The sequence below is a fragment of the Pseudoalteromonas sp. P1-8 genome (genome assembly GCF_001399985.1).
Taxonomy (GTDB): Bacteria; Pseudomonadota; Gammaproteobacteria; order Enterobacterales; family Alteromonadaceae; genus Pseudoalteromonas.
In genome coordinates, this window is record NZ_LJSO01000001.1 from 488083 (window position 1) to 500742 (window position 12660).

The window sequence follows — 12660 nt, forward strand, 5'->3', positions numbered from 1 at the left end:
TCTCACCTTGGAGTGAATATGAAATATAGTGTTATTTTATTCGTAGATTCAAGCTTAATTGGTGGCATCGAAAGCCATTTGATTGCCATGAGTAAGCTGTTAGAACGATATAATATTATGAGCTCGGTACTATTTTATCAAGATCATAATAACCGTGAATTATATAATCGCTTAGAAAATGCAAATATCACTTTCGGTTTTGCTGGCGGAAATTTAAAAAGCTTGAACGAAATACTAAAAATGTTTCCTCGCTCAGCGTTACTCCATACCCATGGGTACAAGGCAAGTATCATGGGCAAGTTAGTGTGTCGCTGGCAAAACCGCCCTTGTATTTCAACCTATCATGCCGGTGAAGCAGGCACGGGTAAGGTTTATTTTTACAATAAGCTCGACAAACTACTAAGTTACTTTTCACTTAACTTTGCTGTGTCTAGCAAACTCACCGAAGAGCTGTACAATGCTGAATTACTTGAAAATTTTATTCCAGTAAATGAATCTACTAAAGTTTTAGGTCTTAAACATAATAATGAATTAAACGTCGGATTTGTTGGTCGTTTATCCCATGAAAAAGGCCCTGACATTTTTATTGAAACAGCCAAACGATTCAACACGGCAAACTTAAAATTTCATATGTTTGGTGATGGCCCTATGCTCAATGAGCTTGATATGTCAGCGGTGAGTTATCATGGACAGTGTGAGCAACAACAAATATGGCAACAACTTGATGTATTGGTGATCTGCTCTCGGGCTGAAGGTCTACCTATGGTGGCATTAGAAGCAATGGCACACGGGGTACTCGTTATTGCATCGCCTGTTGGTCAGTTACCTCAGATAATTAATCACCTATCCAATGGGTTAATGATGACTGAAAGTACAAGCGATGCTTTGCATAAACAGCTGAACAACGTAATTATGTTGAGTGTTGATCAAAGAAGCTACATGCTAGGCAATGCACAAAGACTTGTTAAACAACGTTTTTCTGGAGAGCAGCAATTTAAGCAGCTAGATAGAGTCTATAGCTCTAGCTTACTTGCATCTCTTCCCAGCTTTTAATTTTACGATAAATCGTAGATGGACTCACATCCAAAAGAGCTGCAGCTTTAGGAATATTGTTATCACAAGCATCAATGGCTTGCTCAATATAACGTTTTTCTACCAACCAAAGCGGTTCAATATCGGCTTGAGAAAATGCTGTTGCAACTTCGCTTATAACAGGAGTGGCTTCAGTTGATGGCGATGTAAAGCTTTGTGACGGCATCACCTCCGAGGCTACAGTATTAACAGTTGCTGCTACTGGTTGTGATTGATTTTGTGCGTTTGGTAGTGCTGGTATCATACTCGCTTCAATGTAAGATTCATCATGCAAAACAAGAATGTTACGTATGGTGTTTTCTAATTGGCGAACATTACCAGGCCAGCCATAGCTCAAAAATAGATTTTTAACGCCTTCTGACATGCCTTTGTATGCACGGCCTTCTTCTTTACTTATTTTTTTAAATAATGCATCGGCAATTTCGATCACATCTTTGCCACGCTGATTCAACGGTGGTAAGGCAATAGGGATAACATGTAGGCGATAATATAAGTCTTCACGAAAACGGCCTTCTTGCACTTCTAATAATGGGTCGCGGTTGGTGGCGCACACAAAGCGCACATCAACTTTAACTTCTTTTTCGCTGCCTACCTGCTGGTAACAACCGGTTTGAATAAAGCGCAGTAGCTTACTTTGCAGATTGATGTCCATTTCACATAGTTCATCTAAAAACAACGTACCACCATCAGCTTGGCCAGCCGCCCCTTCACGATTGGCAATCGCGCCAGTGAACGCCCCTTTTAAGTGACCGAATATTTCACTTTCGATTAGATCTTTTGGTATTGCTGCACAGTTAAGGGCTACAAAGGGTTTATTCGCACGCGGTGACGCTAAATGTACCGCACGGGCGCACAGCTCTTTACCAGTTCCACTTTCACCAGTGATAAACACAGTGGCTTTACTTGCCGATGCTGATTTTATGATTTGGTAAACAGATTGCATTTCTGATGAGCTACCAATCAAATCATAGTATTTACCGTTCTCGTAAGTTGTTTGATAGCTTTTGACTGTTTGTTTTAAATCTTTAAGTTTTAATGCGTTGTTTACTGTAATGCGAAAACGATCTGCTTCGATTGGTTTTTCTAGAAAGTCACTGGCACCGAGTTTAATGGCTTTGATTGCCATTTCTTTAGTGGCATGCCCTGTTAAAACAATCACTTGTGGAGCTGTGTCAGAGTCTAAAGAGGATAAAATATCTAGCCCGTTCATATCTGGCAACATAACATCTAAAATCACTAAATCAGGCTCAAACTCCTGCAGAGCAACGACGGCTTGTTCACCATTATAGGCAATGCGTGTTTCGACCCCGGTTGGGATCAAATATGATTGGTACATCAGCGCTAGCGATTCTGTATCTTCAACAATGAGTATTTTAGGTGGCATTACAGACTTCCTTTATTATCGTTTTATGCTGAGATAAAGTGATTATTTAACAGTTCCTTATTAGTAGCTTAGTGCGTATTTGACCGGTTTGTAAACTCAAACTTTAGTGTTTATTGATCACAATTAACGAGGCATCGTCTATTTCAGCAGATAACTCAACTTGGCTTCCCTGCCAAAGTGCATAAGCAAGCTCTTCACTTTGCACATTTTCGTCAGTTAATTTAGTAATAATTTGGTCTACATCGCTTAATTGCTGATTATCAAGCCAACCATCGGTGAATAATAAAATGTGTTCAACGTCATTTAAGTTATAACTATAGTGTTGATAAACATGATCATCACTAAGGCCAAGCAAGGGATCAGTGCCGCTTAGCTGGATCAATTTACCATTTTTGGTTATCACACAGGGGGCTGGATGACCTGCGTTAAACCAGTGAAGTGTGTTATTTTCAATAAAACTTATTAGTAAAGTGACTAAACTAGTTTTACATAACCGCTGTTCATACAGGGCTTGGTTCAAGGTTGTTAAAACATTTCTTATTGGTATTTCTGTCGCTAAACAGCCACTTAAAAAGCCCTTTATGGCAAAACTTTCTTTTAGTGCTGTTATACCGTGCCCCATCATATCGCCAATGATCACAGGTGCTTGCTGCTGGTGGGGATACATACAAAAATCCCCCCCATTTTGGCTGATAATGGAGCCAAAATTATAGGCATTAAACTCCCCTATTTTTTGCCTTGTTTGCATGCGCTCTTCGTTAATTAAATACTTTAATGCAGAAAAACGATGCACAATGCGTTCAATACTTTGTAATAACCGAGTTTTGCTTACGGGTTTTACTAAATAATCATCAACCCCTAATAGGTTTATACGTTTTATAAGTTCTTCACTGTCATCACCTGTCAGCATAACCACAGATAAATTAATTTTTAGGTTAGATTGATTAAGCTTTTTAAGTAAAGGCTCACTAGTACCATTTTTAAGTTTATGATCAAGCAATAAAATTGTTGCCCCAGAGGTGAGAATTTCTTGCCACCCCGATTCACTATCCTCACAGCAAATAACCTGAAAATGCTCAGATAAATAAGCATTCAGTAAAGCAAGTTGTGCCTTATCATCATCTATGTAGATAAGCGTGGGTCGTTTATCGATATTGGTTAAACAAAAAGAGAATGTATTCTGCTGGCCAACAGTTTTATAACAAGCGTTTGGAAAGTAATGCTTGATGAGCGCCACCCCCATACCCCCTTCAACTAATTCACCACAGTCTAATTGCCAACCTGATGGTTGTTGATTAAATAAATCATAGCTTGGCATACTGTCTTTAAATTCAATTAGCAGCTGTTTATCGGGCAGTTTATGCATAGCAAACTGCACATGCATTGACGTTTCTTGGCTATGGCGTAACAGATTAGTTAGGTATTCGGTTGCTACTAACCCTGCTGCATCTATATCTTGATTTTTAACACTGATCGCCGTCAAAACATGTTTTAAAATATGGCGAATCTCACTGACTGTGGGCCAATCTAGACTAAATGATTTTTGATATAAGCAGTCCATACAGGTTCTCAATAAGGTAAAAACAACCAGCGCTGTTTAATAACTTTGTTTAATAAGTACTCTGTGAGTTTAGGCCATTTTGGTCGAAACGCTTTGAGCGTTTTCACGATGCGGCTACCCAATGGAGCAAACTGATGCTGCGCAACAACAATCTTTACGTTATTGACGCCTGCGTGTTCAAGATTTGCCATACCGTGACATAGAGCTTCTTCGTCGTTATAACCAAGCGATACCGTTAAAAATGTCAGTTCGGTACATAAACTAAGCGCATGCAGCGGTACATTGCCCCGATTACATTTAAGAGCTGGGCTCATATCTAAAAATATATAGTCATATTCTTGTTTTATGCGTTCTATTGCATCATTTAGTACGCTTTTGTTTTTCACCGATTCAAGCTCTTTAAGATGCGCCATGGTGAGCAGGTCTACCTGTTCAGTATTGATGATATTCAGCTGACACGAAATATCGCTGAAGCACCAAGATTCTGGTTTTTTTGGTTCATCAAACTTAAATGGATTTAACGGATTTAAGTCGATTATAAGTACTTTGGCGGCTTGCAAACTTAAGCGCTGTGCAACACTCGCACAAAGTGATGTAGAGCCTTCGTTGCCGGTTAACGAAATAAAGCAGATACAACGGGCTTTACTGTTATCTATTTCGTTACACACGGCTTCAAGTTCTTGGTATTGCGCTGGTATTAGTTTCATAAGCCCACCACTAAAGCTACAACAGTAATAAAATCTAAGAAGTTTGATTTAAACTGGCTCATTAAATCTTGGCCTTTGTCTGGTACATACAGGGTATCGCCAGCACGTAACACAGGGATATACGCTGAGTTAGGGTTTTTAACGAACTCTTCTAAATCAAATACACGAGACTGCTCTTTACAGCATGAATGATTTACCACCACGATTTTGTCGATAAGCGCTGAGCTTGATGGGCCGCCCGCTTCTGCAAGTACATCAAGTACAGTCATAGTGTCATCAAAGCTATAACGACCAGGCTTTTCAACTGCGCCCATGATGCGAACTACTTGCTCTTTTGGCGTACGTAACCAGTCTTTATCTTTTTCTGGGATATAGATGGTATCGCCCGGTAAAACGTGTGGAAATAAAGTTTCATCACCGGTTTCAAAATACAGTGCAAGGTTTAATTTGCTGACTCTTGCTGTATTGCCGTTACGATGAGTAATACGAATATTGCGTAAGTCAGCGTTATCTGTAGGGCCATCAGCAGCGGCTAAAATGTCGATAAAGTGCATATTAGTATTAAATGCATAGCGACCTGGTGAGCCCACTTGCCCCATAATGTAAATAGACTTGCTTGATTCTTGACGGATCCATTGAGATTTATTGTCTGCAGGGTCAACTGGTAACTCTTCAACAATAATGGTATCGCCAGCCATTAAATTTGGTAGTTCATATTTGCCCGAATCATTAATAGTGTATTGCTCTAAATCGAAACGTTTGGTCACCTCACCGTTTCTTACAATTTTAATATCATTGATATTGGCACCTTTAGTTGGGCCGCCGGCATGCGCAAGTAAATCGGTAAAGTCCATTTCAGGGCTCCACTCATAACGACCCGGAGATAAAATGGCTCCGATAATTTTGATGGCACGTTTTGGGGGTACTTTTAACCAGCTTTTTTCGTTTTGATCGGTTTTCTCTGGTACAAAAATCACATCGCCAGGGTTAAGGCTTGGCACTTTTACTGTAACTATGCCTTCGCTATAACCTTGTAAGTCAAATAAGATGCTTTCGCCTGCTGGAGTTAAGATTTTAATCTGACGAGTTTCTGCAAAACGGGTTGGGCCACCTGCATTAGCCAGAATATCTAAAAAGCTGGTGCTTTCGCCTGCTTCATAAGCGCCCGGCTTTTGTACTTCGCCCATGATATAAACTGTTCTTGAAGTGGTATTTACATCATCAACCATGATAGGCACATAAATAGTAGAACCCGCTTTTAGCTCTGGCATAGTGTCGTTATTAGGTTTATCTAAATATGCTTTTAAATCGAACACGACTGGGGTTTTATCAACGATAACGCGAATTTTGGTTACATCTGCATAGCGGGTTACACCCTCAGCACGCATTAGCGCATCAAGTACACTCATGTTTTCTTTAAATGAAAAGCTACCAGGATTGTGCACCTCGCCAAGCAAAGTAATAGCACTGTTATCACTTGCATCACCTGATGCACTTAAGGTTTGTGCATCAAAGTCAATTTGTACGTTACCTAACAGCGGAGACACAGGCACAAAGACCGTGTCAGCGCTTTGTAATGCAGGTAATAAATCAATGTTGCCTGAATCTAAGTAGGCTTTATAGTTAAACTCAATCATCTCGGTGCCACGGCGAATTTGTAAACGGTCTAGTTGAGCGCCTGGTTTTAAGCCGCCTGCACGGGCGATGACCATTTGAATGTTGCCATCTTTAGGAATACTTACTTGTGATGGGTCGTTCACATAGCCCATAACATTGATAAAAATATCTCGTGAATGAATTTCGACATAAAAGTCATCCATCGCCACATACATTTCACTTAATGCTGTGCGTAGCTGGCTTTGCACATCATCTAGCTGTAAGCCTGCTACTTTAAAACGACCTAGCTCTGGTAAGGTAATAGCACCTTCTTTATCAACTTCAAACGGTTCGCTAAATTCAGCTTCGCCTGGTAGGTATAAGTAAAGTTTATTACCGACTTCAATCTCTTCTGCGAAAGTAGGTAACGCGAATATAAGTAAGCAAAGTAAGATTAACTGTTTCATGTTATTGCTCCTTAGGACCATTTAAGATTTTGGTCCAGCTGGATAATGCATGTTTTTGTTTAGTGGCTTTATCGTCACTCATGTCGATAATAATTGCCTCTACTCGTCTATCTGAATGACGTTTTGAGCGTGAGTCAGGTTCGTCGCTGTACGGTGTTAAACTACCTTGCGTTAAGGTTGTTATTGTTGCTGGGTTTACACCATAGATACCTAGCCAGTGTTTTACTGTTTCGGCACGCTTAAGTGCTAACTCATAGTTGTTTTGTTGCTGACCACTAATGTCAGCATGACCAACAAGCAGTAAGTTAACCTCATCAACTTGTTTAATTAAGTCAGCCGCTTGTGCTAAGCGTGTGATGTATTTAGGAGTAACCTGAAAATCATTTAACGAAAACTGGTTATCACTATTTAAAAGCTCAGTGATCTGGTCTTTGAGTGATGCTGTCATGTTTTTTTCAGTATCAGTAACGCCTGCACATTGGCTCATCGCATTAACAGTTTCAAAGTGCTTCGCAAGCTGATTTAAACCGTGATAGTGAATAAGTAAATCATGCTCAGCATCAGACCACATTTGCGCTGCTATTAGGCGTCTTATACGGTTTTCGTATATTTGTGCTTTTAGCAATTGCGCTGGCATACATTGCTGTATACCTTGTGCTTTTAATAAATCTAACTTTAAAACATGATGTTCAAATTCGCTTAGCACCACGGTTTCTTGTGTGTCGTAAATCATCTCGTGTTGTTCATCAGTAAGCGGATAATTTTGATATTTTTCAGCCCAGCCTCCTTGCCCCTCATCAGGCCAAGAAGCACATCCACCAAGCGTTAGCAAAATGATTGTAAATAGTATGTGCTTCATAAATCACCTCACGCGATATCAGCTTGTTCGATGAATGGAATCGTCTTATCAACTCTTAATAGACTCATTAATTTGTGTGGTTGCCCAGACACATTAAGCAGTGATAGTTTTTGCCCTTTTTTCTCAATCCGTTTGTATAGGAACACCATGGCACCAATGCCAGATGAATCAATAAATGTAGTAGAGCTAAAATCGAGTACCACACTTTGCTGTTTGCCGTGTGCAACTTCTTCAAACTGATCTTTAAAGCCATCGACGGCTAGACCAGAAAAGTCACTAGGTAGTGAAATTAGTTTGGTATCGTTAGAAAATGATGTGTTGTTAGCCATGATCTTCACCTTAGTTAAATTGGTTAGTCATAGTAACTAGTACAACTAAAATGCCAGTTTATAAGATCTTGAAATTTAAAGGCTAAATGATGGAGCGATGCATAATGCAATTAACTTTTTACTGTTAATTTGCATTATGCAACGTGATTTGCTTAATTTATTTGGTAAAAAAGACGTGGATTGGTATCACTGCCCTTTGCCAGTAAAGATAACTTGTAATGTTTTAACCACAATTGAAAACTCAAGCTTCGCCCAAGCACGCGGTGATGACATACTCAGTGAATAGGCGTAATCCCAGCCAATTTTACTGCGTGCATCGTCAATGGTTTCATCGTAGCCGTTCATCACTTGAGCAAGACCAGAAATACCTGGTTTAACCCCGTAAGTACGCTGGCAAAAATAAGGAATGTCTTTTTCTAATTTACCATAAAACACAGGGCGCTCTGGTCTTGGGCCAATTAATGACATCTCACCTTTAAGCACATTAATTAATTGCGGAAGTTCGTCAATTCGTGTTTTACGCATAAAGCGCCCTACTGCCGTTATTCTTGGATCATCTTTACTGGCCCACACAGCACCAGAACGTGACTCAGCATCAACCACCATAGAGCGAAACTTATAAACATAAAATAACTCAACGAAGTCATCTGAGCTTTCACCCACTCTAAGTTGCTTAAAGATGATAGGACCTTTAGATGTAAGCTTTATAGCCAGTGCTGCAATTAAACAAACAGGCCAAACTAGACTTAGTGCAAATAAGGCACCTGCAATATCTAAGCTTCTTTTGATGACTTTAATAACAGATTTGGTTTGTGCTTTACTCGCAGATTTTACACGTTGCCAAGGGGTGTCGAAGTAACCTTGTTCATAACGAATGATCCCCCAAAGTGCTAAAAAGTAGCTATTTAAGATGTAATTAACTTTATCGACGATAGGAATGCGTCTTTTAAAGGCGAATATAGTTTTAACCGCTTGCAGTGTGTGAAGCGATAAAATGCCTGTAGCAATCAATTGTGACCATACAGATTGTGTGACGATAGCTTCTATAAATACACAAGCATAAATACAGGCTAAAATAATTGGCATAACCCCACGTAATACTTTGTGCGAGAAAAAGTTCATACAAGTCCAACCTAAACGCGGGTTAAGTAATAAAAGCAGCGCTTTTATTTGTTGCCAATTACCGGCACCTAATCTTACTCGGCGTTTATAATCTTCACTTTGCTCATCGCATTCGCGCTCGTAAATGACTACGTCTTCATCGACAATGGCTTTACCACCTTTACTTAAAGCTTTCATTGATAGCACGAAGTCGTCGTTAATGGTGTTTTTTTCTAATTCATTTGCATACTGAGCGCGCATTGCAAACATTGCCCCAGGTACGCCAATCACAGCGCCAAGGTTTGACTCGGATTTTTTCACTTGGTTTTGGTACTGCCAGTAGGCTTTTTGCGCATCTGGTGCATTTTCATCTAAGGTGTAAACACCTGTCGAAATTGCCACTTGCGGATCACTAAATTGCTTAGCTACTTTGTTTAATGCATCAATACTCAATAAAGCACTAACATCAGTGAACAGTAAAATATCATTGTGATATTTTGCCATCCCCATCAAGGTATTTAACCCTTGTACTTTCCCTTGGTTTTCATCACGATGGTGAAAATAGCACTGCACGCCTTGCTTATGTAATACCTGCTGTGCTTTAAGAGCTTGTTGATAGCTTTTATCGGTGCAACCATCAAAATAAACATGAATAGAATAATGATGAGTGTCATAAACTAGTGATGCTAAGTTATAAAGCTTTTCTGCAATATGCTGTTGTTCATTGTAAGCACACATCAAAACAGCAATATTCGGTGTGTAGCTGTCATCAAAAACGGTTTGCTTGCTTGGTTTTTGCTTTTTGCTTGCAACACACTTTAGTAATAATGGGTAGCCAATATGATGATACGCAGCAATACACATTAAAATGATAAATAATGTAGTAAAAATAGTCATGGTTGGCTCCTACACTGCTAATGCAGAATATAAATTATCGTATTTACTACTCATGGTTCTTGCATCAGCGACTGCAATAGCATGATGACGAATGCAAAGACCATGTGGCAGTTTACATGCTCTCAAAATAGCCGGTGCAAGCTTGTTAAACTCGTTCAAAGACACAAGCTCACCTTCGTTATCGGTGACAACTTCATGAATTCCACCTACATCAGACGCTACAACTGGAATACCACATGCCATGGCTTCAATAATCGATAATGGCAAACCTTCACGCTGTGAGTATAAACACATCACGTCGATACTCGAATAAAAGGCTCGCATATCGTGAACGTTGCCTAAAAAGTGCACACGCTCGTTAAGCCCTAAATTACGTACCAAATTCATTAAAATGACTTTTAGATCGCCATCTCCAGCAAACACCATATGGTAATCTTCAGGTAAGTAATGCAATGCATGAATAAGATCTTTGTGTCCTTTACCTTCAATTAACCTTGCAGCACAGCCAACTAGCTTAACTTTGTGGGGTAAATTGAGCTGATTTCTGGCGGTTGATTGATTAATTGCGACAAAATTATCGCAATCTATACCATTTAAAATGGTGCGCTCAGGAATAATTGCTGTTTTAGCTCTAAATTCATCAGCAACAATACGTGCATCTGCGACCCAATAAATATTCGTTAACGAGTTAAGTAACTTAGTGAAAGTACATTGCTTAACGTTATTTAAATACCAGGCATCATGAATTGTTGATATATGACGAACCGAATCACCGGTCAACGCACAAGCAAGGCCGGCATAAATAACAGGACCAACATGATGACTGTGAATAATATCGATATCATGCTCTTTTATTAATGCCTTTATCTTTGCGATAACAGAAATACTCACGCCTGGTTTTTTGTTTAAACAAATAACTCGATGGCTATATTGTTCAAGCTCTGGCCATTGCTCAAACGCAGATTGCCTGTTTCCTTCAAGAGAAACAATAATACTCGAGCTACTAAATTGACTATTTTTGAGTAAAGTAATTGCCATTTTTTCTAGGCCACCTACTTGTAGGTGTTGAACTAAGTGCATGACATTCATGATTTATCTCCTTCAATATTTCCGAAGTTAGTTTCGGCATTGACGATAGGAAGTACTGTTACCACCTCTGCGCTGGTGAGTTTTTCGATGGTTTTAATATCTTTTAAGTGACTGTCACAAAGTGCAGCAACAAATACGCTTGCACTACCTGTGAAAATACCAAGCACAATGCCAACGATAACGGTCATCAGCATTGAGGTATTGATAGGTTGTGTTGGGCTATAAGCTCGCTCGATAGTTTTAACTTTGTCTGGTCCTTCGTATTTCACTAATTTGCCCGTAACTTTGGCCATTTCGTAACGGCTCAGCATGTCTTTATAAAGTGACTGTTTAACATCGTAATCACGCTCTAGTTTACGTAATTGTTTTTCTACATCACTGGTTACTAACAGACGTTCACTGACTAGCTGAACTTGCTCTTCGAGCATTGCAAATTCTTGTTCTTGCTGAAGTAAATTATTACGGGCCTCTTCAAGCGCAAGAAGTTGTGAAACTAAAACGCTGCTCTCTTTACCATCACCAGAAGGAAGCGTATTAACCATTTGCCATAACTGATCAAGATTCGTTGTGTCTAGCTCTTCACTAGATGCTAACAGCGCCTGTTGGCGGCTTTTTAAATTTGTAAGGGTGCGTTTTTTCTCGATAATTTTGCTATGTTTATCGGTATAGCGTGTTCTCAAAAGACTTAACTCTGATTCAGTACGAATTATCTTTTCTTCTAAATTGCCTAAAATTGGATTGGCTTGCCCTACTTTACTCACTAAGGCATTCAGTTTTGCTTTAGCCCCTGAAAGAGCAATCAGCTTTTGTTGCTTTTCACTTAGTAAGCTGTCGAAGGTTTGGCGATTGCTATGTAAAACATCGGGTAAGGTGTTACTGTTTTTGGTTTTAAAATCAGCAAGTGCCTCTTCAGATAACTCAAGTTCTTCGCGTAAACTATCCAGCTGCTTAAAGAAAAACTGCTCAGAAGTATCAAGTGATGCCTTTGTAGGTGCTAATAAACGTTCAATAAATTTTTCTACCACCTTTTCAAGCACTGGCTTCATTTGTGATTGGTCATGCCAAATAAAGTTTATGCGGACCAGCTCATCACCAATTAACGAAAGTGATAACGCTTTAGATAGTTTTTGATGGATTTCTTCAACTTGCTTTGGCGTAGCATCTTCAGCTATTAATTTGGTTTCTTTTGCTACTGCAATAAGTACCTTGCGGCTGATAACTAAGGTACGCAGTGCTGCCATACGGTCAGAAAGCTGAAACGAGAAAGACAGATCATCTAAGTAAGGATTAAGTAGTGCTGACTCTTCAATTAAGATGGTAGCGTGATTGGTATATTGTTTTTGAGCAGATAAACCAAGTGCAATGACGACGATTGGCACAATGCAAAACGGAATAATAAAGAGCTTAATACGCGTGTAAAGCGCATAAAGCCCTAAATAAATTAACCGTTTGATCTGCTCTTTAACTAACATACTTTACCTTTTGCTTTGCATTTTGCGAAATTGCTCGGTTTTAATTTGCAAATTGATAAAAACAACCGAGATTTCTATAGATAGTTAGTTAATTGCAGTTAATGAG

General features: G+C 39.4%; 10 protein-coding genes. 1 reads left to right on the top strand and 9 read right to left on the bottom strand.

All coding sequences use genetic code 11. The features are described 5' to 3' along the window. Positions 1-18 precede the first annotated feature (18 nt). A complete protein-coding gene (locus AN213_RS02225) occupies positions 19-1053 on the top strand; it encodes a glycosyltransferase family 4 protein (protein ID WP_055197150.1) in 1035 nt (344 codons plus the stop codon). On the opposite strand, the gene AN213_RS02230 is transcribed toward AN213_RS02225, so the two are convergent. From AN213_RS02230 to AN213_RS02270, 9 genes are all read right to left on the bottom strand, one after another. Next, positions 1022-2476 carry a sigma-54 dependent transcriptional regulator gene (locus AN213_RS02230; protein WP_054561485.1) on the bottom strand — a complete coding sequence of 485 codons (1455 nt, stop codon included), beginning with the start codon at positions 2474-2476 and terminating at the stop codon, positions 1022-1024. The genes AN213_RS02225 and AN213_RS02230 overlap by 32 nt on opposite strands. Before the next feature lie 103 nt (positions 2477-2579). Then, positions 2580-4037 (bottom strand): SpoIIE family protein phosphatase, encoded by a 1458-nt coding sequence (locus tag AN213_RS02235; RefSeq protein WP_055197152.1) that lies wholly within the window; start codon positions 4035-4037, stop codon positions 2580-2582. An 8-nt stretch (positions 4038-4045) separates the two neighbouring features. After that, on the bottom strand, positions 4046-4744 hold the full coding sequence (locus tag AN213_RS02240; RefSeq protein ID WP_055197155.1) for an AAA family ATPase: 699 nt from the start codon (positions 4742-4744) through the stop codon (positions 4046-4048). Beyond that, on the bottom strand, positions 4741-6807 hold the full coding sequence (locus AN213_RS02245) for an SLBB domain-containing protein (protein WP_055021336.1): 2067 nt from the start codon (positions 6805-6807) through the stop codon (positions 4741-4743). The genes AN213_RS02240 and AN213_RS02245 overlap by 4 nt, the downstream gene beginning before the upstream one ends. A gap of 1 nt (position 6808) precedes the next feature. Continuing rightward, on the bottom strand, positions 6809-7666 hold the full coding sequence (locus AN213_RS02250; protein WP_054561489.1) for an OmpA family protein: 858 nt from the start codon (positions 7664-7666) through the stop codon (positions 6809-6811). An 8-nt stretch (positions 7667-7674) separates the two neighbouring features. Next, positions 7675-7995 (bottom strand): STAS domain-containing protein, encoded by a 321-nt coding sequence (locus tag AN213_RS02255; RefSeq protein WP_054561490.1) that lies wholly within the window; start codon positions 7993-7995, stop codon positions 7675-7677. A gap of 186 nt (positions 7996-8181) precedes the next feature. Next, positions 8182-9993 carry a sugar transferase gene (locus AN213_RS02260; RefSeq protein WP_055197157.1) on the bottom strand — a complete coding sequence of 604 codons (1812 nt, stop codon included), beginning with the start codon at positions 9991-9993 and terminating at the stop codon, positions 8182-8184. A 9-nt stretch (positions 9994-10002) separates the two neighbouring features. Then, a complete protein-coding gene (locus AN213_RS02265; RefSeq protein WP_055197159.1) occupies positions 10003-11082 on the bottom strand; it encodes a glycosyltransferase in 1080 nt (359 codons plus the stop codon). Further along, complete coding sequence (locus AN213_RS02270) at positions 11079-12554, bottom strand: GNVR domain-containing protein (protein ID WP_055197161.1); 1476 nt, start codon at positions 12552-12554, stop codon at positions 11079-11081. The genes AN213_RS02265 and AN213_RS02270 overlap by 4 nt, the downstream gene beginning before the upstream one ends. Positions 12555-12660: the final 106 nt, after the last annotated feature.

Bases quoted from the DNA above. Each gene is read 5' to 3' on its own strand.
- AN213_RS02235 (WP_055197152.1), bottom strand. From the start codon at position 4,037: ATGGACTGCTTATATCAAAAATCATTTAGTCTAGATTGGCCCACAGTC.
- AN213_RS02225 (WP_055197150.1), top strand. From the start codon at position 19: ATGAAATATAGTGTTATTTTATTCGTAGATTCAAGCTTAATTGGTGGC.
- AN213_RS02270 (WP_055197161.1), bottom strand. From the start codon at position 12,554: ATGTTAGTTAAAGAGCAGATCAAACGGTTAATTTATTTAGGGCTTTAT.
- AN213_RS02245 (WP_055021336.1), bottom strand. From the start codon at position 6,807: ATGAAACAGTTAATCTTACTTTGCTTACTTATATTCGCGTTACCTACT.
- AN213_RS02230 (WP_054561485.1), bottom strand. From the start codon at position 2,476: ATGCCACCTAAAATACTCATTGTTGAAGATACAGAATCGCTAGCGCTG.
- AN213_RS02265 (WP_055197159.1), bottom strand. From the start codon at position 11,082: ATGAATGTCATGCACTTAGTTCAACACCTACAAGTAGGTGGCCTAGAA.
- AN213_RS02255 (WP_054561490.1), bottom strand. From the start codon at position 7,995: ATGGCTAACAACACATCATTTTCTAACGATACCAAACTAATTTCACTA.
- AN213_RS02240 (WP_055197155.1), bottom strand. From the start codon at position 4,744: ATGAAACTAATACCAGCGCAATACCAAGAACTTGAAGCCGTGTGTAAC.
- AN213_RS02250 (WP_054561489.1), bottom strand. From the start codon at position 7,666: ATGAAGCACATACTATTTACAATCATTTTGCTAACGCTTGGTGGATGT.
- AN213_RS02260 (WP_055197157.1), bottom strand. From the start codon at position 9,993: ATGACTATTTTTACTACATTATTTATCATTTTAATGTGTATTGCTGCG.